The following is a 23,958-nucleotide window of genomic DNA, read 5'->3' as shown; positions in this document are numbered from 1 at the left end:
GGAGACTGTGTGAACAGCGATATTTTGATTTCCCGGCGCAGCCTGATCGCGTCGGCTGCGGCCAGCATGGCCCTTTCCGCCTGCGGCAGCGGCAGCGGCAGCGGCAGCGACGATGGGGCCCGGCTCGATGGCGGCGCCATCGCGTCGAGCGACAAGTACAGCTCGGAGGCCGGCAAGGCCATCCTGCAGGCAGGCGGCAACGCGGTGGACGCGGCCGTGGCCATCGCCTTCGTGCTCGCAGTGACCTACCCCGAGGCCGGCAACATCGGCGGCGGCGGCTTCATGAACATCTTCATCGAGGGCAAGCCCTACTTCGTGGACTACCGCGAGATGGCGCCCGCAGCCGCCACCAGCGACATGTACACGCGCTTCAAGACGGCCGACGGCAAGCAGGACCCGCTGAGCAGCCTGTGGGGCGCCCAGGCCGCCGGCGTGCCGGGCACCGTGCGCGGCCTGTACGAGGCACACCAGCGCTTTGGCCGCCTGGCCTGGAAGGACGTGCTGGCGCCGGCCATCGACCTGGCGGACAAGGGGCATGTCGCCTCCAAGGCCGAGGTCTTCTGGCGCGACTACGCCATCACCAACTTCGGATCGTCGGGCTACCCTGCGAACCTGATGGAGTACTTTGGCACCATGCGCGAAGGCCAGCTGTTCCGCCAGGCCGAGTTGGCCGAAACCCTGCGCCGCATCGCGGCCAACGGATCGGACGAGTTCTACAAGGGCCGCACGGCGGACCTGATCGTCGCTGCGATGACGCAGGACGGCGGCCGCGGCATCATCACCAAGGCCGACCTCGCCAACTACAAGGTGGTGTGGCGCAACCCCCTGCCCATCGAGTGGAACGGCATGACGGTGTACACCGCACCGCCGCCCAGCTCCGGCGGCATCGCCCTGGGCCAGTTGCTGGGCATGAAGGCCGCGCTGCGCGGCACCCTGTTCGTGGGCGAGCGGCCCAACACCGTGCAGTACATGCACCTGAACGCCGAAATGCTCAAGCGCGTGTTCGCGGACCGCGCCGAGTACCTGGGCGACCCGGGCTTCGTCGACGTCCCGCAGGCGCGCCTGCTGGACCCGGCCTACATCCGCGCGCGTGCCGCCGAGGTGAACCCGCGCGAGATCACGCCCACGGAGACGGTGCAGCCCGGCCTGGCCAAGATGCACACCACGCACTTCTCGGTGGTGGACAAGTGGGGCAATGCGGTGTCCAACACCTACACGCTGAACATGGGTTACGGCTGCGGCGTGGTGGTGCGCGGTGCGGGCTTCGCGCTCAACGACGAAATGGACGACTTCGCCACCGTGCCCGGCCAGCCCAACATCTTCGGCGTGATCGGTTCGGACGCCAATGCCGTGGCACCGGGCAAGCGGCCGCTGTCGTCGATGTCGCCGACCATCCTGGTGAAGGACGGCCTGCCCACCATGGTGATCGGCACGCCCGGCGGCTCGCGCATCTTCAACGCCGTCTACCAGGTGCTGGCCAACACCTACGACTACCAGATGCCCCTGCCCGCCGCGGTGGCCAACCGGCGCTTCCACCACCAGTTGCCGCAGGGCAGGATCATGGAAGGCGAGCCGTTCTCCCCCATTCCGCCAGACCTGGCGCAGCAGCTGCAGGCGCGCGGCTACACCATCAGCACGAACTCGTTCGACACCGATATCCAGGCCATCAAGATCACCGGGCGCGATGTGATGCCGGTGTCTGATCCCCGGGGTCGTGGGTTGGCATTGATCGTGACGTGACCTGACGCGCCCTGCTGCCCGTGCGCGGGCTCAGTGGGTCCGGGATGCATCGGCCCGGACCACGGCCAGGGTGGCGCGCCGGGCATTGCGGAAGGTGTAGAGGGTCAGCAGCGGGTCCTTGCGATCGCCTTTGCCATCGAAGGCAATGCCGCCGCTCACGCCCTGGAAACCCTGCATGCTGGCCAACACAGGCAGGTAGCGCTTCGGCTCGGCAGAGCCGGCCTGCACCATGGCCTCGGCCATCAGGTTCACGGCATCGTAGGCGTAGACCGAGATGCCCTCGGCTTCGCTGCCGAAGCGCTTGCGGTAGGCGGCATGGAAGCGCTCCAGACCCGGCTGCTGGGCCTGGTCGAAGCCACCGGGCTCGGCGCACACGATACGGTTTTCACCGACTGCACCGGCGGCCAGGGGCACGATGGCATCGTTGCAGATGCCGTCACCGCCCATGAGCCGCGCGTAAAGGCCCAGCTGCTGCATCTGCAGCAGCATCGGGCCGGCGGTCGCATACATGCCGCCGATGAAGAGGACATCGGGCTTCTTCGCCTTGATGGCCGTGAGGATGGCACTGAAGTCCGTCGCCTTGTCGGTGGTGAACTGCTGGTCGACCACGGCCGCACCAGCGGCCCGCACCGCCTCGGCGAACTCGCGTGCCAGGCCCTGGCCATAGGCCGTGCGGTCATCAACGACTGCGAAGCTGCGCAAGTGCAGTTCCTTGACGGCGTAGCGGCCCAGCATGCCGCCGAGCTGCACGTCGTCGGCCACCATGCGGAAGGTGGTGGCAAAGCCCTGGCGGGTGTAGCGCGGGTGCGTGACCGAGGGCGAAATCTGGGGAATGCCGGCATCGCTGTAGAGCCGCGACGCCGGGATCGCCGTGCCCGAATTCTGGTGCCCGATGACGCCGTGGACCCGCGCATCCACCAGCTTCTGCGCCGCGGCCACGCCCTGCTTGGGATCACCGGCATCGTCTTCGGCCAGCAGTTCGAAGCGCACCTTCTGGCCGCCGATGGCGATGCCCCGGGCATTGAGCTCCTCGACCGCCATGCGCACCCCATTGAGGTTGGCCTGCCCGGCATGGGCCGCACCGCCGCTCAAGGGCGCCACGGTGCCGAGGCGAACGACGGAAGCCTGGGCATGGGCCAGGCCGCCGGCGGCCATGGCGGCCGCCGCTGCAACAATCATCGGAATTCGGGTGGTCATAGATAGCGACGCCCTCGGAGGTTAACGCAGCTGCAGCCGGCCCACCTCGGCACTTTCCCTGCCGGGTCCCGGGCAGCAAAACGGCCCCGCTGCGCAATAGTTCACGCCATGCGCCACGGGACCACGCCCCGGTACATGCAACAGGGTGCAACATCGCGCCCCATGGCCTACACCTACCTGTTCTTCCAGCCTGCGCACCTGCCGCTGTCCACCGACGAGTTGTCCCCGGACACCGTGCTGGTGCTGCGTGACATTGATCGCATCAAGCAAGGCCTCGCCCAGGTGGCCCCTGGCCTGGAGTGGGCCCTGCCCACCTGGGGCCACGCCACGGTGCTGGGCCACCAGGTGGAATTCCACCTGCCCGAGGACGTGTCCGAAGGCCCGCTGGCCATGCACTGCTCACTGCGCATCGACTACACGCCCTGGGTGCAATCGCTGTGCGACCGGCTGGGCTGGCTGGCCTTCGATGAGCGGCCCATGTGCCTGCAGCCCCACGGCCCGGCCTTCCCCGCCTGAGCGCAGGGCTGTGCGACCGATACCGGCCGCGCAGCCTACTTGGCGATGATGGTCAGCAGCTCTTCGCGCGTGGTCGGGTCGGCCATGTACTTGCTGTACAGCGGCGCCATGCGCCGCACGAAGGGCGAGATGTCCTTGACCCGCACGAACTGCGCCCCCTGCCTGGCCGTGTTCTCCAGGGCCTGGGCCACGCGCCTGTTCCACAGCTCGCGCATCAGCAGGGCCGACTGGGCACCCGCATCGGAGAAGGCCTTGCGGTCCTCGGGCGAGAGCCTGGCCCACAGTGCGCTGGACACCACCAGCGCCTCGGGCGAGATCACGTGGTTGGTCACATACACGCTCTTGGCCAGCTTGAAGTGCCCGGTGGACTCGTAGGAGGGCATGTTGTTCTCGGCGCAGTCGATGGCGCCTTGCTGGAACCCTCCCAGCACGTCCTTGAAGGGCAGGGCCACGGGTTTGGCGTCGAGCAGCCGGATCATCTCCATGAACACCTCGGACTGCTGCACGCGGATCGACGCTCCCGCGAGATCGCGGATGTTGGCCGGCGCCCGGTTGGCGCAGTAGAAGGAGCGCCCACCCCCGTCGTACCAGCCCAGCACCACGAAGCCGGCCGCCTGCAGGTTGGCGGCGAAGCGCTGCCCCAGCGCGCCGTCGAGGTGGCGGAACATATGGGCCGAGTCGGTGAACAGGAATGGCAGGTTCAGCACCTTGATGCCGGGCACCGCATCGGACAGCGGGCCGGAGCTGAACTCGGCGATGTCGATCTCGCCGCTCTTGAGCATCTGCACGGCCTTGGGCTGATCGCCCAGCGTGGCGTTGGAGAACACCTCGATCTGGTAACGGCCCTGCGTGGCGCGCGCAACCTGGGCGGCGAAGCCCTTCATGGCCTCGGTCACCGGGTAGCCATCGGGGTGGATGTTCCAGGCGCGCAGCCGCGTGGGTGCCTGGGCGTGGCTGGCCTGGCCGCACAGCAGGGCCAGGCACAGCACACCGAGCCATGCCATTGCGAATCGGATCCGTAGGTTCACAGGTCTCCCCCTTTGCCATTGCCGACGCGGTGCCCGGCCCTCAGGCTCTGCACCGTTCTACAGCGCGCCAATTCATATGACGTCATATAACTAAATTGCCATTTGCGATACCAGGCAAGGCATCCTTCACGGGATCAATGCGCTGGTTTTCAGCGGATTCTGCTGCAACATCTGCATACAAGGGCTTCGGGTAAACGCCAGCACGCCCGCGAACGGGTCTGCCGAAAATCGCACCCAAGTTGTACGACATCATCTTTCTTGATGCGCCACAGCGGCAGGACAAGAGCCCCTGGGCCGGCCTGCGACCGCAGCACACCCCGTGCCTGCCAACCCCGTTCCCAACCTTGGAGGAGACACACCCATGAAGCGCAGAGATTTTGCGATTGCCACCACCCTGAGCCCCTTGCTCCTGTCCGCGTGCGGCGGCAGTGACGCGGGGCCCGAGCCACTGACCGGCCCCCGGGCCGAGGCCGCGGCCGGTCTCAAGCGTGCCGCGCAGTACATGGACGAAGTGGTGTCCTACCAGGGGGGCTACGTGTGGTCGTACTCGCCCGATCTCAAGCAGACCTTCGGCGAGATGGAGGCCTACCGCACCATGTGCTGGATCCAGCCGCCCGGCACGCCCTCCGTCGGCCATGTCTACCTCGACGCGTACCACGCCACGGGCGATGAACGCTACTACCAGGCCGCCGAACGCACCGCACTGGCCATCGTCGCGGCGCAGCACCGCTCGGGCGGGTGGAACTACATCCACGACTTTGCGGGCGAGGATTCGCTCAAGCGCTGGTACGACACCATTGGCAAGAACGGCTGGCGGCTCGAAGAGTTCCAGCACTACTACGGCAATGCCACCTTCGACGACGCGGGCACGGCCGTGGCCTCGCAACTGCTGCTGCGCATGTTCGTGGAAAAGCGCGACCTGCGCTTCTATGGCCCACTGCTGCGCGCCATCGACTTCGTGGTGCAGTCGCAGTTCGGGCCCGAGTACGGCATTGCCGACGGGGGCTGGCCGCAGCGCTTCCCGCATTTCCCGGGCGCCGTGAGCAGCATGCCGCTGCCCAACCCGCAGCAGGTGCCTGCGGGCGCGCGCGTGGGCATGGCCGATGGCGACTACACGCTGCACGTCACCTTCAACGACGATGTGATGGGCGAGAACATCAAGTTCCTCACCCTGTGCGTGACGGCCCTGGGAGAGACGCGCCTGATCGGCAACATCCAGCGCGCCATGGAGTGCATGCGGCTCATGCAGCAGCCCGGGCCCCAGGCCGGCTGGAGCCTGCAGCACCTGTCGCGCCCCACGGCCGGGCGGCCCGCGGGCGCACCGGCGGGCGCGCGCAGCTACGAGCCGCGCTCGCTGGCCACGCACACCACGCAGACCAACATCCGCCAGTTGTTCAACTACTTCCAGCTCACGGGCGACAAGAAATACCTGGCCCGCATTCCGGAAGCCATTGCCTGGCTCAAATCCTGCCCGCTGCCTGCGGACGCGGCCACGGTCAACCCGCTGCTCGGCGGCGGGCGCACCCATCCCACCTTCGTGGAACTGGGCACCAACGACGGCCTGTACATGCACCGCTACGGCTCCAACATCCACAACGGTGCCTACTACGCGGACAAGGACTACACCAACACCATCAGCCACTACTCGGCCGGCCGGCAGATCGACATCGCCGGGCTCGAATCAACCTACCAGTCGCTCAACCGCATGGGCGACGCGGCGATCGCCGACATGGTGGCGCGCTCGCCCCTCAAGTCCACGGGGGCCACACGCGCCTTGCCGCGCTACTTCTCGATCCGCGAGGTGGACTTCCCCGACCTCTTCGCCGGTGCCACCATGCCCACGCCGGTGGTGCCCGACAGCGAGGTGCAGACGCTGCTGGCCGAGCTGGGGACCAAGAACTACTGGACCTCGGCCGTGCCCGAGATCGTCAACAGCTACCGCGGCGATGGACCCACGACGCCCTATGCCGGCACGGCCTACCGCAGCAAGCATGTGGGCGATGTGTACGACACCTCGCCCTACCCGGCCGACAATCCGCCCGAGATCGAGCCCTATGTGAAGCGCGACAAGCCGCAGTTCATCGTGACCTCGGAATGGATACGCCGCATGGGCCGGCTCATCGCCTACGTGGCACCGCAGGCTTGACGTTGAGCCTCAGGCCTGCAGCAGGCGCGCCAGCGGCCGGCGCGGCGTGGCGGGCACCTCGCCCTGCGGGTAGCCCAGGCGGCACAGCATCTGCACCGTGGGGTCGCCCGCCTCTTTGGGTGCACCCCGGCCCAGCACCAGTTGGTGGGCGCGTTCATAGTGCGGCGCCATCTCGGCAAACTCCTGCAGCGCCTGGCTCATGGGGTGCATGCCCACACCGAGCTCGGTGGCCTTGAGCTGCAGGCGCACATAGGCACGGCCCGCCGCGACCTGGTCGGCACGGGTGTTGCCGCCGGTCAGCCAGACGAAGCCCATGGCCGTGCGGCTGTGGCCCTCGAAGCGCTCTGCCGCGGCCTTGTAGCCGGCGCTGCCCTGGGGTGGCGCTACCGTGCGATCGAACATGCCAAAGGCCGTGAGCGCCCGCACGAAAGGGCTGTTCAGCGAAATGCCATCGCGGTGCGCCAGGATCTCGGACGGGCCTACGCGCGTGAGGCGTATGCTTTCCATCATCGTGCGCGGTGTCCCGATCTCCACCTGGGCCGACTGCCAGCACAGCGCACGCAGCGGATCGAGCCGGGCCGGGTCCACGGTGCCACCGGCCTGCAGATGGCCCGGGCGGGAGGCGCTCGCGAGCAAGGCCTGCAGCAGTTCGGGCGACACGGGGCGCGCCAGGTCGTAGTCCACCTTGGGCGTGCGCCGGCGCAGCACCTGGGTGAACAAAGGATCGGCCTGCCCACCCGCCTTGAGCACCACGCGCGCCACGGGCCGGTCATCCCATGCGCTCAGTTGCGCAGGCAGCGGCCCTTGCGGCCACAGCGTGACCTCGCTGGCCATGCCCTGCTGGGCCAGCGCCAGCACCAGCAGCTCCAGGAAGGCACCATGGCCGATCAGGATCTGGCGGCCCAGCGGGTCGGTCTCGGGCAGCACGCGCTCACGGTCGGTGCGCAGGGTGATCACGCCCTCTTCGCGCAAGTCCACCACCCAGGGCTGCAGGTTGTGCGGGTTGGGCGCGGTGATGGCGTAGGCCACGGCACGGCGGCGCAGATCGGTTTCGCCCACGGGCCCCTGCCAGGCCTCCACGGCCTGGGCAGGGTAGTGCGGGCCCGAACTGCAGGCGGCCAAGGGAGCGATGACTGCGGCGGCGATGGTGCCACCGCCAGCCAGGCGGATGAAAGTACGGCGTTGCATGGTGGATGTCTCCTTGCGGTTCATGCCAGGGCGGCGGGGGAAGGGATCGGGGCCAGCAGCCCCAGGTCATGGAGCGCGCGGCGCACCGCAAGCTCGAACGGGGTGTGCGGCTCGGTGCCGATGAGCGCCACAAGGCGCGCGTTGTCCAGCCGGTGCGGGGTGCTCCAGAGGTAGCGCACATCGGCCAGGGCGGCATAAGTGGGCAGCACCAGGCCGGCCACGCGCAGCAGCGGCCAGGGCAGCTGGCCCACGCGCACGGCAGCGGCATCGGGCACCCAGCCCTGCTCGGCCGCCACGGCGGAGAGCGCCTGCACCCAATGCTGCGCCGTGACCTGCTGGCCGGCAAAGTGCAGGGTGTCGAAGGCGGCCAGGTGGTGGCGCGCCTCGGCCACCTTCACCAGGGTGCGGGCCAGATCGGGCAGGTAGGCCCAGGGCCGGCTGGTGTCCAGGGGCCCCGGCCAGGTGATGCGGCCCCGGGCCAGGTCCTTGGCGATGGCCAGGTCCAGCCAGCTGCCCGAGCCGCTGCCGAAGAAGTCGCCGGCACGCAGCACCACAGCGCGCATGGCACCATCGCGCGTGGCGGCCTGCAGGCGCTGCTCCAGGTGGATGCGCATGCGGCCCTTGAAGTCCAGTGCCGTCTGCGGCGTGTCCTCGCGCAGCACGGGCGGCATGGCGCGGCCATAGTTGTACACACTGCCCGGCAGCATGAGCGTGGCGCCCAGCGCGCGGCTGACGTCGATGGCAGCGTCCATGAGCCCGGGCGCCTGGGTGCGCCAGGCCCGGTGGGTGTAGGCCGGGTTCATGGCATGCACCACGGCCTGGGCCCCCTGCGCATGGGCCACCAGGGCCGGCGTGTCCTCGGGCGCGGCGGCAATCCATTGCACGCCGGGCACGGCCGGGCCTGTGGCGCCTGGGCGCACCTGGGCACGCACCTGCCAGCCGGCCTGGGAAAACGCATGGGCGGCGGCAAGGCCCAGGCGCCCGCGGGCGCCAAGGATGAGGACGGTGGATGCAGCATTCGTCATGGACTGGCTCCTGAAAAACAAGGGATGGAAGCGATTGTGGAAATACGTCCGCCGTTACACAATTGGCTAACCATCCATAGCAGCAATGCAAAAATGAATACCTTTCACGGGGACCGCCGATGCAACAGCGCTTTGACTGGGGCCTGATCCAGTCCTTTCTGGCTGCCCTGGACCAAGGCAGCCTGCTGGGCGCTGCGCGCGCGCTGAACGCGAGCCAGCCCACCATAGGCCGCCACATTGCCGAGCTGGAGTTGCAGTTGGGCGTGGTGCTGTTCGAGCGCACGGGGCGCGGCCTGCTGCCCACGGAGACGGCCTTGCGCCTGGCGGAGTCGGCCCGCGCGATGCAGACTGGCGCCGACCAACTGGCGCGCAGCGTCTCCGGGGCCGAGGCGGGCGTCAGCGGCACGGTGCGCATCACGGCCAGCCAGCCTGTGGCCTGCATGCTGCTGCCACCCCTGCTGGCCCGCATGCGGATCGAGCTGCCCGAGGTGCAGGTGGAGCTGGTGGCCAGCAACGAGGTCACCAACCTGCTGCGCCGCGAGGCCGACATCGCCCTGCGCATGGTGCAGCCCACGCAGGCCAGCCTGGTGGCCAAGCGCATCGGCAAGGTCACGCTGGGCACCTATGCCCACAGCGACTACCTGCGCCGCCGGGGCACACCGCGCCAACCGGCCGACCTGATGCAGCACGACGTGGTCGGCAACGACCGCCAGGGCGACATCGCACGCGGCTTCGCGGCCATGGGCTTCCCGGTGGAACGCCAGCAGTTCGCGCTGCGCACCGACGACCTGATCGCCTACTGGCAGGTGGTGCGCAGCGGTCTGGGCATCGGCTTCGTGGCCGACTACATGGCACGCACCGAGCCCGACCTGGTGGCCCTGCTGCCCATGCTCAAGCTGCCCGAGCTGCCCATCTGGCTCACGGTGCACCGGGAGATACGCACCAACCAGCGCATCCGGGCGGTGTACGATTTTCTGGCCCAGGCCGTGCCCGACGCTCTGTAACCCACCCCTCTGCCCATGACCATGCACCACCTTCTGCGCCGATTCGCGGCAAGCCTTCTCGCCGGTCTCCTGGGTGCGGCAGCGCCGGCCATGGCCGCCGACACCGCGAGTTTCGAGCCCGCGACCAGCACGCTGCGCCTGCCCACCCTGCAGCTCGATGCCGGCGACCGCTACCGCGATGTGGTGGTGCGCCTGCTCGATCCCGGACAGTTGCGGGTGGACGATCCGAGCGTGGGCGCCGAGCTGCAGTACCTGACCACGGGCAGTGTGCTGCGCCTGCCCCAGGTGGTGATCGGCACGGCCACCTACCCCAAGGTCAGCCTGACCCGGCCAGGGCTGGAACTGCTCTCCGTGGGCGGGTTGCTGCCGCCCCCGAGCGCGGCGGACGCGAGCGTGCCGGGGGCCGTCAGCACGCCCTTTCCCACGCTGGAGAACATCTCGGTGGAATGGGCTTTCACCGGCGATGCCAACCGCAATGCCGTGGTCGGCGTGCGCTACCGCGTACAGGGCAGCAGTGCCTGGCTCGCCGGCATGCCTCTGCGCCGCATCCACAACGAGACCTCGGACCAGGGCCGCACCTGGCCGCTGCGCCACTCGGGCAGCCTCTTCGACCTGGCACCGGGCACCAGCTACGAGATCGAACTCACGCTCACCGACCCCGATGGCGGCAGCACCGTGCGCACCACCACGGCCACCACGCGCAGCGTGCCCATGCCGGCGCCCGGCGCTGTGGTCAAGCCCGCCACGCCAGCCACCCTGGCCGCTGTGCTGGCAGCGGCGAATGCCGGCGACATCGTGGAACTGGGGGCCGGGCGCTACAGCAGCTTCAGCGTGGGGCGCAGCGGCGCGCCGGGCCGGCCGCTGGTCATCCGCGGCACCCCGGGCGCCGTGGTCGAGGGCGAGATCAGCGTCTTCAACCAGCGCCATGTGATGCTGACCGAGCTGGCCCTGAACGGCCGCGTGCGCTTCAACGGCACGAACGATTTCAGCATGACGCGCAGCACCGTCAACGCCACGGCGGCGCTGGGCGGGCACGGCATCATCACCTTCACGCGGGCCGAGAACGCCTACATCGCCGACAACACGGTGACCGGCACAGTGGTCTGGTCCGAGGCGGCGCTGGGCGTGTCGGGCGGCAACGCGGGCGAGGGCATCCTCGTGACGGGGCCGGGCCATGTGATCGCGCACAACCGCGTGGCCCGCTTTCGCGACAACATCTCGCTGCTCGAAGACGGCGAGGCCGTGGACCAGTACAGCATCGACATCCTGAACAACGATCTCTCCGAAGCGGCGGACGATGGCGTGGAGGCCGACTTCTGCATGCACAACTGCCGCATCCTGCGCAACCGGCTGACCAACGTGTTCATCGCGCTGTCGTCACAGCCCGGCCTGGGCGGGCCCACCTACTTCGTGCGCAACGTGGTCTACAACGCCGTGCATGTGGCCTTCAAGCTCTACCGCAGCAGCTACGGTGACGTGCTGCTGCACAACACCGTGGTCAAGAACGGCGATGCACTGGGCATCTACGCGGGCGCCACCGTGGGCCGGCTCTACGCGCGCAACAACCTGTTCATCGGCGGGCCCGGCGGCACCTACGGCGGCTACTCCAGCGGCACCGGCCGGGTGCTGTCCATCGCCGACCTGGACGTGAACAGCGCCGATCTGGACTACGACGCCTACGGTTCCAACGCGGGCAGCTTCACCGGGCGCTGGGGCGCCACCAGCTTTGCCAGCCTGACGGAGCTGCGCGCGCGCACCACGGAGCGCGCCGCCGTGCAGGTGGGCATGGACTCCTTTGCGGCCGCCCCCGTGTTCCCGGGCGCGCCGCTCACGCTGTACAACGTGCCCGACCTGCGCCTGCAGCCCGGCTCCCCTGCCGTTGATGCCGGGCAGCGCATCCCCAACATCAACCAGGGCCACCAGGGCAGCGCGCCCGATGCAGGCGCCTACGAGCAGGGCCAAGCCCTGCCGGTGTACGGCCCGCGCTGAAGCGCGGTCAATACAGCGGTGCGATGGGCTTGACCACGTACAGCATGTTGCTGTCGGCCTTGCCGTCGTACAGGTACTTCTGCTTGATGCCGCCCAGGTTGTCCGGGGCGATCACAAAGTCGGCGTCGTTGAGGATGGCCAGGCGGTTCGCGTCGATGACCCACATGCCTTCGAGCTTGTCGTGCGGGTACTTCTGCGAGGCGATGGCGTCGTAGGCCAGGGTCTTGGCGACGGGCCGGATGCCCAGCGCGGCCAGTTGCGCCCAGCCCGCGGCATAGTTGTCGGCCGTGCCGCCATCCTTGACCACCAGCTCCAGCGTCTTGCCGTCCACCAGCAGACCGTTGGCGGCGTGCACCGAGAGCGCGGCGTTGGCGCTGCGCAGGGCGGCGTTGGAGCGGTCCACGTTGGTCGCCTGGCCAAGGTCGATCTTGTAGATGTTCTTGCGCACCACGCCCGTGTCGATGCCGTAGAACTTGGTGTCGCGCTCGACCACCAGGAAGCTGGTGGCGGAGAGCGCCACGATCTCGGAGTTGGCCAGGCCGGCCGCATCCTGGCGGTACAGGTACTGCGCCGTGGCGCCGGTCTCGATGTTCACCGTGACGATGCGCGTGAGGTTGATGCTGCCGACCGCACTGGTCGGGTTGTACAGGTTGGACTGCATCATGCCCACCAGCGTCTTGCCGTCGGGCGTGATGGTCAGGCCTTCCATGCCGCGGTTGGGCCAGCGCGTGGACAGTTCGGCCGGCAGGGTGCGGCCAGCCTTGTTGCGCGGGTCGGCCGCAAAGGGGTTGATGCGCTCGATCTCCTTGCCCGTGGCGTCGAAGTGCACGATGTGCGGACCGTACTCATCGCTGATCCAGAACGTGCCGTCCTTCAGGGCCACGAGGCCTTCGGAGTCCAGGCCGCTTTCGTCGAAGCCCTTGACGCCGTCGCCATCGGGGTCCAGCGAGACGACGCTGCCGTCCAGGTTGTAGGGCGTCTCGCCGGTGCCGCCGAATTGGCTGTTGGGCAGGCCGGTGATGGGGCGGCCTTTGGGGTCCTTGAGCAGGATGGTGCTCACGAGCTCGGCCTTGCCCTCGGGCGTGAGCTTGAACAGGCCGATGCGGGGCGTGTATTCCGGCGTGATGAAGATGATGCCCGAGGGCGTTCGGGTCGGCTCGGTGGCGGCGTTCGGGCCGCGGTCGCTCAGGCCGTAGAAGTAGCCTTCCAGCGTGGGGTGAGGAGCCAGGGAAGAGCCGTAGCTGCCGTTGCGCAGCTCGGTCTTTTCGGCGTTGGCCACCTTGCCCATCACCTCGTAGGGCAGGCTGGTGCCGCTGGCACCCGGAAACTGGAACCCGTCATCGGAGCCGCCACAGGCGACCATGCCCCAACCCAGGGCGACGATGGACAGGGCACGGGGAACAAAATGCTTCATGCTTGTTGGAGTGAGAATGGAAGGCTCATCCAGCATATGAAGGCTGCGTGACAATCCCATGAATCCACCAAGGTCGGTTCGGCAGCGACCCCGCTGGCCCTGCACCCGCCGATGACTGACCACATTTGGGATACAAACACGGAAATCCGCGCCCCGGCCATCGGCGCCCCACCACAGGAGGATCTCTTGAACCCTTCCACCGGCATGACACGCCTTGTTGCCACTCTCTGCGCCAGCCTGCTGCTGGGTGCGGCCGGCAGCGCGCTCGCGCAAGACACCAGCAGCTCGCGCATCGCGCGCGTGACCGTCTATTCCGGCACCGCCACCGTGGAACGCGTGGCCAGGGTGGCGGCGGGTGCGCGCAGCTTCACCTTCAGCTGCCTGCCCGCCTCGCTGGATGCACAGAGCCTGCAGATCAACGCCGACGCCAGCGTGCGCGTGGGCGAGTTCAATGTGCTCACCGAAGACCGCGACGTGGCACCGGCCTGCAGCAGCCCGCTGGACGGCCGCATCCGCGACCTGGAAGACCAGATTGCCGCGGTGAAGGCCGAATCGGGCGGACTGCAGCTGGTGGACAGCTACCTCAAGGGCGTGGCGGGCGGCAGGGCTGCCGGCGATGACGCTCCAGGAGGCCGTGCGTCCGCCCCCACGCCGGCGCAGATCACCGCCATGGCCGAGGTGCTGCGCAAGTCCGGTCAGGACGCACAGGCGCGCACCCACCAGCTCCAGCGCAAGCAGGAAGCGCTGGAACTGGCCTTGAAGCCCCTGGTGGCCGAGCGCAACCGCGTGGCCAGCCAGCGTGCGCGCGTGGTGTCGGTCAGCATCAACCTCGCGGCCGAGCGCGAGGGCGAGCTGCGCCTGTCCTACCAGGTGCGCGGCCCGGGCTGGCAGCCCAGCTACCGGGCCACACTGGATGCGGCCAAATCCACCGTGCTGCTGGAGCGCCAGGCCCTGGTCGCCCAGAACAGTGGCGAGGACTGGAGCAACGTGCAGCTCACCCTGTCCACCGGCCAGCCCGGCCGCGCCACCCAGGGCCGCCTGCCGCGCCCCTGGACGCTGGATGTGCTGCCGCCCCCCCAGCCCCAGGCAAGCCCCGCCCCGGTGATGGCCATGGCGGCGCCTGCGGCAGCGCCTGCCCCCGTGGCACGATCGCGCGACATGGCGGAAGAAGCCATGCCCAGCTTCGAGGTGAGCACCACCGACAAGGGCTTTGCCACCGAATTCGCCGTGCCCCAGCGCATCACCGTGCCCTCGAGCGGGCAGCGCGTGACGCTGGCGCTGGGCAACCACAGCGCGGCTGCCACCCTGCTCACGCGCACCGCCCCCGCGGTGGAAGACGTGGCCTACCTGGTGGCCGAGGTCGCTACACCTCCCGGCGTGTGGCCGGCGGGCGCCGTGGGCCTGTACCGCGATGGTGCCTTCGTCGGCACCGGGCGCCTGGACTTCGGCGCGCCCAGCACGGCCCCGACGGGCAGCACCAGCCTGTCGTTCGGCAAGGATGACCTGGTCACCGTGCGCGCCGAGGCCCCGCAGGACCTGACCAGCGCCACGGGCTTCACCGGTTCGCGCACCGAGCGCCGCACGCGCCGCGCCTACAGCGTGGAAAACCGCCACAAGACCGGCATCACGCTGCAGGTGCTGCATGCCGCGCCGGTCTCGCGCAACGAGAAGATCGAGGTCGAGTCGCGCTACCAGCCGCAGCCGGCCGAGGCGGCGTTCAACCGCACGCCGGGCACGGTGGCCTGGCAGCAGCCGCTGGCGGCGGGCGCCACGGCGCAATTCAGCGCCGAACACACCATCCGCTATTCCAAGGATATTCAGTTGCAGGAACGCCAGTGATTGCCCCCGCTGTACCACGCCGTGCCACAGCGGCCTTCATGTTCTCGCACCCGGCCCACTGCATTGCGCTGGGCTTTGGTGCTGGCCTCTCGCGCATTGCGCCCGGTACCGTGGGCACGCTGTGGGCCTGGCTGGCCTTTCTGGCGCTGCAGCAGTGGCTGAGCCCCCTCTACATGGGCATCCTGATCGCCGCCAGCACCGTGGTCGGTTGGTGGGCCTGCACGGTGGCCGCACGCAACCTGGGCATCGCCGACCCCGGCAACATCGTCTGGGACGAGGTGGTGGCCTTCTGGCTGGTGCTGTGGCTGGCCATGCCCATGGGCTGGTGGGGGCAGTTGGTGGCGTTTGCGCTGTTCCGCTTCTTCGATGCCGCCAAGCCGGGCCCCGTGGCCTGGGCCGATGGCCTGTTCAAGGGCTTTGGCTGGCGTGGCGGCTGGGGCATTCTGTGGGACGACTTCGTGGCCGCCTTCTGCACCCTGCTGGTGATCGCGCTGTGGAGGTTCTGGCAATGAGCGGTACGGCAAACCAGCACGACCTGCTCGCCGACATTGCGGCCCGCCTGCTCGCCCGTGGGCAGATGCTGGCCACGGCCGAGAGCTGCACCGGCGGCATGATCGCGGCGGCCTGCACCGACCTGTCGGGATCGAGCCAGTGGTTCGAGCGCGGCCTGGTGAGCTACTCCAACGAGGCCAAGGCCGAGCTGCTGGGCGTGCCGCCCGGGCTGATCGCGGCGCACGGCGCCGTGAGCGAGCCGGTGGCCCGTGCCATGGCGGCTGGCGCGGTGGCCCATTCGCGCGCGCAGGTGGCCGTGGCTGTCACGGGCGTGGCCGGCCCCACGGGCGGCAGCCCCTCCAAGCCCGTGGGCACGGTCTGGTTCGGCTGGGCCGTGGATGGCGCCGTGTACACCGAGCTGCAGCAGTTCCCGGGCGACCGCGCCGCCGTGCGCAGTGCCACCGTGGCCCATGCACTGCAGCGCCTGCATGGCTACCTCACCTGAGCCTGCGGCCGCGTCGCGCAGGCGCCAAACTGCCTGCACAACGCCGGTGTAGCATCGGCCCGCCACTGCCCCAACGGAGCCTCCATCCATGCACCCCAACGCCCAGACCCTGCAGCGCTTCTACACCGCCTTCGGCCAGCTCGACCATGCCACCATGCAGGCCTGCTATGCGCCCGACGCAACCTTCGACGACGAGGCCTTCTCGCTCAAGGGGCGCGAGCAGATCGGCGGCATGTGGCGCATGCTGGCCACGGCCACCAGCAAGAACGGCCGGGAGCACTGGAAGCTCGAATCGAGCGGCATCGAAGCCGACGACAAGACCGGCCGCGCGCACTGGGAAGCGCACTACCTCTTCAGCGCCACGGGGCGCAAGGTGCACAACATCATCGACGGCACGTTCACCTTCACGCCCGAGGGCCTGATCGCCACGCACCGCGACCGCTTCAACTTCTGGCGCTGGTCGCGCCAGGCCCTGGGCACGCCCGGCCTGCTGCTGGGCTGGTCGCCTTCGCTCAAGCGCAAGGTGCGCAGCACGGCCGCCGGCAACCTGGCGAAATTCCTGGCGCAGGAAAAGAAGTAGGAACCTGTTGAGGGTCTGGCTGGGGATCACCAGCAGGTTCTCAGCACAGAACGTGCATTTGTTCACGCCGGCCGCGCCCACCACCCCAATGGGGTGGGGCGCCGCGCTGATGCGTCCCTAGAATCCGCGGCTTCGCACGCTGCGGGCAGGCCCCTCCGGCCGGGTGCCCGCAGCCACCTGGAATCTCCTCGGTCCCCAAGCTGCGCCTGCGCGGAGCCGGCCGATCCCCCTGCTGCCGCCGCCATGTCGCCTTTCACCGCCACCCAGAACCAGCTCCTGATGGAGCACCTGCGCAGCTTTCTGCAGGGCATGGAGCCCGACGCCCTGGAGCTGCTGCGCGCCCATATGGAGTGGGTGGAGATCCCCGGCGGCGGTACGCTGATGAACCAGGGCGATCCCGGCGAGTCCATGTACCTCACCGTGAGCGGCCGCCTGCGCGCCTATGTGCGCGGCGACGATGGCCAGCAGCGCCGCGTGGCCGACATGGGGCGCGGCCAGGCCATCGGCGAGATCAGCCTGTTCACCGACGCACCGCGCGCCGCCACCGTCGTGGCGGTGCGCGACTCGGTGCTGGTGCGGCTGACCAAGCCGGTGTTCAAGACCTTGTTGGCCAGCAGCGCGCAGCTGTCCATGGCGCTCACGCGCCAGGCCATCGAGCGCCTGCAGTCGCGCTCGGCCAATCCCGCGATGGAGCGCCCCGTGGCCATGGGCCTCTTGCCCATCAGCGCCGGGGTGGACCTGCAGGGCTTTGCCGTGAAGCTCGCGCGCCAGCTCGGCGCCCCGGGCAAGGTGCGCGTGGTGGATTCGGCCACCGTGGACCGCGAGCTGCAGGACCCCGGCATCGCCCAGCGCGAAGGGGCCGATGCCTCGGCCAACCGGCGCATCGCCATGCTGCTCGACGAGATCGAGGCACGCAACGACTTCGTGCTGCTGCTGGCCGACGCCGAGCCCACGCCCTGGACACGCCGCGTGAGCCGGCACTGCGACGAGTTGCTGCTGCTGGCCGATGCCTCGGCCGAGCCCGCCATCCACCCCATCGAGGCGCAGTGCCTGGCCCAGCGCGCGCCGCTGACCGAGGCGGCCGAGATCCTGGTGCTGCTGCACCCGGCCGACGCCCGTTGCCCGCGCCATACCGAGCAGTGGCTGGCGCGCCGCACGGTGGCCGACCATGTGCACGTGCGCCCGGCGCTGGAGCGTGACATGGCGCGCCTGGCCCGCATCCAGAGCCGCACGGCCGTGGGCCTGGTGCTGGCCGGCGGCGGTGCGCGCGGCTTTGCGCACCTGGGGGTCTACCGCGCGCTGCTGGAGCAGGGCGTGGAGATCGACTGCGTGGGCGGCACCAGCATCGGCTCGGTGATGGCCGCCTACGTGGCATCGGACCAGCCGCTGGAGGCGGTGATGGCCAACGCACGCGAGGCCTTTCGCACCAACCCCACGGGCGACTTCAACCTGCTGCCCATGCTCTCGCTGATCAAGGGCCGGCGCCTGCGCCACATCCTGGACCAGGCCGTGGGCCGGCTGGTGGGATTTCCGGCCCGGGTGGAGGACCTGTGGAAGAACTACTACTGCGTGGCCACCAACTACTCCCGCGCCTGCGAGCAGGTGGTGCGCCAGGGCAGCCTGGTCAAATCGCTGCTGGCCAGCATCTCCATCCCCGGTGCGCTGCCGCCCGTGGTGCATGAGGGCGACCTGCTGTGCGATGGCGGCACGTTCAACAATTTTCCCGTGGACGTGATGCGCGGCATGCGCGGCGTGGGCACGGTGATCGGGGTGGACCTGAACTTCCGCAAGCCCCGGCAGATCGACCTGGACGATGTGCCCAGCAGCTGGGCCCTGCTGCGCGACAAGCTGCGCCCGCGCGCGCAGCGGCGCTACAAGCTGCCCTCGCTGGCCAGCTACCTGATGACGGTGACCATCCTGTACAGCATGTCGCGCCAGCGCCAGTCGCAGCAGCTGACCGACCTGTACTTCAACCCGCCCATGGAGCGCGTGGGCATGCTGCAGTGGAACCGCTTCGAGCAGATCGTGCAGCAGGGCTATGCGCACGGGCTGGATGTGCTGGGCCGGATCGAGGCGGCAGGCCGTGCGCACGAAGCGGTCCAGGCCACGCCCTGACCTCAGCCAGCGCGCGGCTCCGCCCCCAGCCGGTCCACCAGCACGGCGCTGGCCTGGTTGAGCCCCGTGACCTCGACGGTGCAGCCATGGTGCTGCAGCCGCTCGACCACCTTGTCGAGCGCCGCCACGGCCGTGATGTCCCAGAAATGCGCACCCGACACGTCGATGCACACCGCGCGCCCTTGCGCGCCCAGGGTGTCGAAAGCGTCGATGAAGGCGTCGGCCGATGCAAAGAACACCTGGCCCGTGACCTGCCAGGTGCGCGTGCCGGCGGCATCGTCGTCATGCGCGCTCACGCGCAGCATGCGGGCGACCTTGGCAGCAAAGAACACGCCGCTGAGCAACACGCCCACGGCCACACCGGCCGCCAGGTTGTGCGTGAACAGCGTCACTGCCACCGTGGCCAGCATCACGGTGCTGGACAGGCGCGGGTGGCGCACCAACGCACCCAGTGATTTCCAGTCGAAGGTGGAGGCCGACACCATGACCATGATGGCCACCAACGCAATCACAGGCACCTGCGACACCCAGGGCTTGAGCACCACCATCAGGATGAGCAGAAACACCCCCGCGAACAAGGTGGACAGGCGTCCGCGCCCGCCGTACTTCACGTTGCCCACGGCCTGGCCGATCATGCCGCAGCCCGCAATGCCGCCGAACAGGCTGGCCGCGACATTGGCCACGCCCAGGCCCGCGCATTCGCGGTTCTTGGAGCTGGGCGTGTCGGTCATCTCGTCCACCACGGCAGCGGTCAGCACCGATTCGAGCAGGCCCACCATGGCAATGGCCAGGGCAGGCAGCGCGATGATGCGCAGGGTGTCGAGCGCCAGCGGGACCTGCGGCAGGCCCAAGGCGGGCAGCGCATCGGGCAGACGCCCCAGGTCCGCCACCGTGGGCAGCGCCAGGCCCATGCCCGAGGCCAGCAGCGTGAGCAGCACCACACAGATCAGCGGTGAGGGGATCGCCGTGAGCGCGCGCCAGCCCAGCCGCAGGCCCAGCCAGGGCAGGCCGTAGATGGTGGCCAGGCCCAGTGCCAGCATGGCCCAGGTGGCCGCACCCGCGCCGGAGAGGTGCGGCAGTTGCGCCGAAAAGATCAGGATGGCCAGCGCATTGACGAACCCGGTGCGCACCGAGCTGGAGACAAAGCGCACCAGCACCCCCATGCGCAGCAGCCCGAAGGCCAGCTGCACCAGGCCCGCGAGGATGCCGGCCGCCAGCAGGTACTGCAGCCCATGCGACTGCACCAGCGGCGCCGCCACCAGGGCGACGGAGCCGGCCGCGGCCGAGACCATGGCCGGGCGACCGCCCACGAAGGCGATCACCAGGCTGATGACGAAGGAGGCAAAGAGCCCCACCGACGGGTCCACCCCCGCGACAAAGGAAAAGGCGATGACCTCGGGGATCAGCGCAAAAGTGGCGACGGCGCCCGCCAGCAGTTCACGTGGAATGCTGACCGGGGCCCATTCGGCGCGCAGCCGGGACAGGACGGAGGAAGGCATGGCAGGCCGCACGCGCAGACGCACGGTCACAGGGAAAAGGGGAAAGACCTGCGCAAGAAACGCACCGGCCGGCGCGTGGCCGCGCGCCGGCAGGTCAGGGCAGGCCGTTCAGCCGGCGCCGTGGCACTTCTTGTACTTCTTGCCGCTGCCGCAGGGGCAGGGGTCGTTGCGGCCGGGTTCGGGGGCCTTGCGCAGGGTTTCCACGCGCGGGCCCAGGCTCTTCCAGACCTGGCGCAGGTCGTACACTGCCCAGATGGCCTCGCCGAAGGCCTCCACACGGGCCTGGCTGGTGCTGGGCGGGCCGTTCTCGTCGAACATGCAGACCTCGGGCTTGCCGGTGTCGTCCTCGGTCAGGGCAACAATGCTGTCCAGCGCATCGTTGATCCATTGGGCGGCCTCCTTGTCGCGCGGGGCGGCCCAGTCCTCGGGCCAGTTCTCCACGGCGAACATGAATCCCAGGGCCCAGATCTGGCCGAACGAGGGAATCTCTTCCTCGTCCGAATCCATCTCGGCGCGCTGTTCCTCGGTCAGGCTGGCCACCGCGCCGCGCATGTCCATGGCCTCGGGCTGGTAGGTGCGCTCGTCGTCCAGGCGGTCGACCTTGGCATCGAGCTGGTGCACCACCTCGTCCCAGCGGCGCGTCCACAGTTCCAGGAAGCGCGCCTGCTGGGCGGCATCGGCAAAGGCTGGCAGCAGGGGCAGGGGCTCGCCCTCGGCGACCTCGAGCTCGGCGCCGTCGCCCAGCAGCATGGGCAGGTACTCGGCCGGCGCGATGGGCCTGCGGCTGCAGACCACGGCGGCCAGGAAACCGTCGCAGAACTCCCACTGCGGGATTTCCTCCCCGCGGGTGCGCAGGTCGTCGAGAATATTGTCGATTTCTTCCAGCTCGTCCGGGCCCAGGGCAGGTGCCAGGGCGGCGGTTTCAGGGTCGGCTTCGGGTTTTTCGGTGGATTCGGTCATGGCGGGGCTCCGTGGACGGGTGCTGGAGGCAAACTTTTACTTTTATGATGGGCCCGGGGGCGAGCGCGGCAGCGCCACCCGGTGCAAAGGCGGCAGTGTAGCCCTCCCGCCACGCCCGCCAAAAAACCAGGACAAGCCATGCTCCACCAACTCAATTCCCTGTACCCGGTGCGCTACACGGCATTTGCCCTGTGCGTGCTGGGCCTGCTGCTGGCGCTGTTCGCCCTGGTGGCGTTCGGCGTGGGCCTGCCGCTGGTGCTGGTCTTCGGGGTCCTGGTGGCTGTGGGCGTGTACGACCTGCGCCAGACGCGCCACGCCATCCTGCGCAACTACCCGGTGATCGGCCACTTCCGCTTCATGCTCGAGTACATCCGGCCCGAGGTGCGCCAGTATTTCATCGAGAGCGACAGCGAGGCGGCGCCTTTTTCGCGCGCCCAGCGCTCGCTGGTCTACCAGCGCGCCAAGGGCGAGCCCGACAACCGCCCCTTCGGTACCCACCTGGACGTGGGCGCGCATGGCTACGAATGGGTCAACCATTCCATGGCGCCTACGCAGCTCACCTCGCACGACTTCCGCGTGTGGATCGGCGGCAGCCCCGATGCGCCCTCCCCCTCGGTCTCGCCCTGCACCCAGCCCTACCATGCCAGCGTGTTCAACATCTCGGCCATGAGCTTTGGCGCCTTGTCAGCCAATGCCGTGCTGGCACTGAACAAGGGTGCACAGCAGGGCGGCTTTGCGCACGACACGGGCGAGGGCTCGATCTCGCAGCACCACCGCGTGCATGGCGGCGACCTGATCTGGGAGATCGGCTCGGGCTATTTCGGTTGCCGCAACGACGACGGCAGCTTCAGCCCCGAGCGCTTCGCCGCGAACGCGCAGGACCCGCAGGTCAAGATGATCGAGCTCAAGCTCAGCCAGGGCGCCAAGCCGGGCCATGGCGGGGTGCTGCCCGCCGCCAAGGTGACGGCCGAGATCGCCGCTGCGCGGGGCGTGCCCATGGGCAAGGACTGCATTTCGCCCTCGCGCCACAGCGCCTTTTCCACGCCGGTGGAGATGATGCAGTTCATCGCGCGCCTGCGCGAGCTCTCGGGCGGCAAGCCCACGGGTTTCAAGTTCTGCCTGGGCCACCCCTGGGAATGGTTCGGCATCGTCAAGGCCATGCTGATCACCGGCATCACGCCCGACTTCATCGTGGTCGATGGTGCCGAGGGCGGCACCGGTGCCGCGCCCGTGGAGTTCAGCGACCATGTGGGCGCGCCGCTGCAGGAAGGCCTGCTGCTGGTGCACAACACCCTGGTGGGCGTGAACCTGCGTGATCGCGTGCGCATCGGCTGCGCGGGCAAGGTGATCACGGCCTTCGACATCGCGCGCATGATGGCCCTGGGCGCCGACTGGTGCAACGCCGGGCGCGGCTTCATGATGGCGCTGGGCTGCATCCAGGCGCAAAGCTGCCACACCGGCCACTGCCCCACGGGCGTGACCACGCAGGACGCGCAGCGCCAGCAGGCCCTGGTGGTGCCCGACAAGGCCTCGCGCGTGGCGCAGTTCCACCGCAGCACCCTGCATGCGCTGCAGGAGCTGGTGCAGGCGGCCGGACTGCAGCACCCCAAGGACATCACGGCCCACCACATCGTGCGCCGCATCAGCGACACCGAGGTGCGCCTCTTGTCCAACCTGATCACGCGCATGCAGCCGGGCGCGCTGCTGGGGCCGCTCGATGCCCAGCACAATGTGTTCCGCCTGTACTGGCCGCTGGCCAGCGCGCACAGCTTCGCGGCCAGCGAGCCGGCGCTGGAGCCTTCGGTGCCCCACCATGTCGAGGTGGCCCACGCGGCCGTGGCCGCCGTCGGCGACCTGCCCGCCAACGCCGCCGTATGACGACGATGGACGCAGGCCAGGCCCCTGAAACCACCCCGGGCAACAGCAGCATCATCGACTACGCCGCCTACCTGCGCCAGCAGCTCGCGCTGCAGCAGTTCAACGTGGCCAGTTACCGCCTGGGCGACGAGCAGGTGTGGCTCAAGAAGGCGGGGGCGCCGCATGGCATGGGCCGCTACCGCGCCATGGCGGCACTGGCGGCCCTGCTGCGCCTGGAGGTGCTGCGCCCTGTGCCCAACCGGGGCGGGAACGAGGCCATCGCCACCGAGGTGCGGCGCCTGCGCGACCTGCAGGCGCGGGGCCTGCGCGTGCCCACCGTGCTGGCCGCGCAGGAAGACGGCTTTCTGATGCGCCACCTGGGCCGCCCGGCGCAGCAGACGCCCTCGCTGGGCAACGAGATCGACCATGCCGTTTCCGCCGGACCCGCCGCCGTGCTGGCCCTGTGGCAGCAGGGCCTGGCGGCGATTGCACAGGTGCATGCGGCTGGCACCTGCCTGAGCCAGGCGTTTGCGCGCAACCTCGTGCGCTGCCCCGATGGCGTGGTGGGCTACATCGACTTCGAGGACGACCCGGCCGGCGTGCTGCCGCTGCCCGTGTGCCATGCGCGCGATGCGCTGTGCTACGCGCATTCCACCGCCATCTACCTGCGCCTGGTGGGTGCGCTCGATGATGCCCGTGCGCTGTGGGCGGCCTGGGTCGCCGCCGGCAGCCCCGAGCTGCAGGCCGTGATGGCCAGCAGCGTCGGGCGCATGGGCTGGATGCGCCACCTGCCGCAAAGCCGCAAACTGGGCCGCGACATGCAGCGTGTGCGCGCGGCCTACGACCTGCTGGGGCCCTGAGCCT

At 69.2% G+C, this 23,958-nt stretch carries 19 protein-coding genes; 12 read left to right on the top strand and 7 right to left on the bottom strand.

The genetic code is table 11. The features are described 5' to 3' along the window. The first annotated feature begins 66 nt into the window (after positions 1-66). Positions 67-1,740 (top strand): gamma-glutamyltransferase, encoded by a 1,674-nt coding sequence (gene ggt / locus HNP48_RS19605; protein ID WP_184860630.1) that lies wholly within the window; start codon positions 67-69, stop codon positions 1,738-1,740. A gap of 30 nt (positions 1,741-1,770) precedes the next feature. Here ggt and HNP48_RS19600 read toward each other — a convergent pair whose 3' ends face one another. Next, positions 1,771-2,919, bottom strand: a complete 1,149-nt coding sequence (locus tag HNP48_RS19600) for a branched-chain amino acid ABC transporter substrate-binding protein (RefSeq protein ID WP_409362570.1) — start codon at positions 2,917-2,919, stop codon at positions 1,771-1,773. A gap of 180 nt (positions 2,920-3,099) precedes the next feature. Here HNP48_RS19600 and HNP48_RS19595 point away from each other — a divergent pair, with 180 nt between their 5' ends. After that, a complete protein-coding gene (locus HNP48_RS19595; RefSeq protein ID WP_184860128.1) occupies positions 3,100-3,453 on the top strand; it encodes a hypothetical protein in 354 nt (117 codons plus the stop codon). A 35-nt stretch (positions 3,454-3,488) separates the two neighbouring features. Here HNP48_RS19595 and HNP48_RS19590 read toward each other — a convergent pair whose 3' ends face one another. Then, positions 3,489-4,457, bottom strand: coding sequence for a TRAP transporter substrate-binding protein (locus HNP48_RS19590; protein ID WP_184860126.1), 969 nt, complete (start codon positions 4,455-4,457; stop codon positions 3,489-3,491). 385 nt (positions 4,458-4,842) lie between these two features. On the opposite strand from HNP48_RS19590, the gene HNP48_RS19585 reads away from it, so the two are divergent. Continuing rightward, positions 4,843-6,627, top strand: a complete 1,785-nt coding sequence (locus HNP48_RS19585) for a pectate lyase (RefSeq protein ID WP_184860124.1) — start codon at positions 4,843-4,845, stop codon at positions 6,625-6,627. A gap of 9 nt (positions 6,628-6,636) precedes the next feature. Here HNP48_RS19585 and HNP48_RS19580 read toward each other — a convergent pair whose 3' ends face one another. After that, positions 6,637-7,815, bottom strand: a complete 1,179-nt coding sequence (locus HNP48_RS19580; protein WP_184860122.1) for an Acg family FMN-binding oxidoreductase — start codon at positions 7,813-7,815, stop codon at positions 6,637-6,639. Between the two features lie 20 nt (positions 7,816-7,835). After that, complete coding sequence (locus HNP48_RS19575; protein ID WP_184860120.1) at positions 7,836-8,840, bottom strand: NAD-dependent epimerase/dehydratase family protein; 1,005 nt, start codon at positions 8,838-8,840, stop codon at positions 7,836-7,838. 119 nt (positions 8,841-8,959) lie between these two features. Here HNP48_RS19575 and HNP48_RS19570 point away from each other — a divergent pair, with 119 nt between their 5' ends. Next, on the top strand, positions 8,960-9,844 hold the full coding sequence (locus tag HNP48_RS19570; RefSeq protein WP_184860118.1) for a LysR family transcriptional regulator: 885 nt from the start codon (positions 8,960-8,962) through the stop codon (positions 9,842-9,844). A gap of 21 nt (positions 9,845-9,865) precedes the next feature. Next, on the top strand, positions 9,866-11,833 hold the full coding sequence (locus HNP48_RS19565; RefSeq protein WP_184860627.1) for a right-handed parallel beta-helix repeat-containing protein: 1,968 nt from the start codon (positions 9,866-9,868) through the stop codon (positions 11,831-11,833). Between the two features lie 7 nt (positions 11,834-11,840). Here HNP48_RS19565 and HNP48_RS19560 read toward each other — a convergent pair whose 3' ends face one another. Next, positions 11,841-13,247 (bottom strand): esterase-like activity of phytase family protein, encoded by a 1,407-nt coding sequence (locus HNP48_RS19560; RefSeq protein WP_184860116.1) that lies wholly within the window; start codon positions 13,245-13,247, stop codon positions 11,841-11,843. A gap of 204 nt (positions 13,248-13,451) precedes the next feature. On the opposite strand from HNP48_RS19560, the gene HNP48_RS19555 reads away from it, so the two are divergent. From HNP48_RS19555 to HNP48_RS19535, 5 genes are all read left to right on the top strand, one after another. Further along, on the top strand, positions 13,452-15,086 hold the full coding sequence (locus HNP48_RS19555) for a DUF4139 domain-containing protein (protein ID WP_260420301.1): 1,635 nt from the start codon (positions 13,452-13,454) through the stop codon (positions 15,084-15,086). A 38-nt stretch (positions 15,087-15,124) separates the two neighbouring features. Then, a complete protein-coding gene (locus HNP48_RS19550) occupies positions 15,125-15,598 on the top strand; it encodes a phosphatidylglycerophosphatase A (RefSeq protein ID WP_184860626.1) in 474 nt (157 codons plus the stop codon). Continuing rightward, positions 15,595-16,083: a CinA family protein gene (locus HNP48_RS19545; RefSeq protein ID WP_184860112.1), complete on the top strand. Its 489-nt coding sequence runs from the start codon at positions 15,595-15,597 to the stop codon at positions 16,081-16,083. The genes HNP48_RS19550 and HNP48_RS19545 overlap by 4 nt, the downstream gene beginning before the upstream one ends. An 88-nt stretch (positions 16,084-16,171) precedes the next feature. Further along, positions 16,172-16,663 (top strand): nuclear transport factor 2 family protein, encoded by a 492-nt coding sequence (locus HNP48_RS19540; protein ID WP_184860110.1) that lies wholly within the window; start codon positions 16,172-16,174, stop codon positions 16,661-16,663. Between the two features lie 243 nt (positions 16,664-16,906). Then, positions 16,907-18,778, top strand: a complete 1,872-nt coding sequence (locus tag HNP48_RS19535; protein ID WP_184860108.1) for a patatin-like phospholipase family protein — start codon at positions 16,907-16,909, stop codon at positions 18,776-18,778. A 2-nt stretch (positions 18,779-18,780) separates the two neighbouring features. Here HNP48_RS19535 and HNP48_RS19530 read toward each other — a convergent pair whose 3' ends face one another. Together HNP48_RS19530 and HNP48_RS19525 are read right to left on the bottom strand one after the other, a co-directional pair. Beyond that, positions 18,781-20,277, bottom strand: a complete 1,497-nt coding sequence (locus HNP48_RS19530) for a SulP family inorganic anion transporter (protein ID WP_184860106.1) — start codon at positions 20,275-20,277, stop codon at positions 18,781-18,783. A gap of 108 nt (positions 20,278-20,385) precedes the next feature. Beyond that, on the bottom strand, positions 20,386-21,237 hold the full coding sequence (locus HNP48_RS19525; protein ID WP_184860104.1) for a UPF0149 family protein: 852 nt from the start codon (positions 21,235-21,237) through the stop codon (positions 20,386-20,388). 138 nt (positions 21,238-21,375) lie between these two features. Between HNP48_RS19525 and HNP48_RS19520 the strand changes: the two genes are divergently transcribed. Together HNP48_RS19520 and HNP48_RS19515 are read left to right on the top strand one after the other, a co-directional pair. Further along, on the top strand, positions 21,376-23,115 hold the full coding sequence (locus HNP48_RS19520; RefSeq protein WP_184860102.1) for an FMN-binding glutamate synthase family protein: 1,740 nt from the start codon (positions 21,376-21,378) through the stop codon (positions 23,113-23,115). Beyond that, positions 23,112-23,954 (top strand): lipopolysaccharide kinase InaA family protein, encoded by an 843-nt coding sequence (locus HNP48_RS19515; RefSeq protein ID WP_260420300.1) that lies wholly within the window; start codon positions 23,112-23,114, stop codon positions 23,952-23,954. Before HNP48_RS19520 ends, HNP48_RS19515 begins: the two co-directional genes overlap by 4 nt. Positions 23,955-23,958: the final 4 nt, after the last annotated feature.

The sequence above is a fragment of the Acidovorax soli genome, from assembly GCF_014207955.1.
GTDB lineage: Bacteria > Pseudomonadota > Gammaproteobacteria > Burkholderiales > Burkholderiaceae_C > Acidovorax > Acidovorax soli_A.
This window is presented reverse-complemented; position numbering and strand designations above follow the sequence as displayed.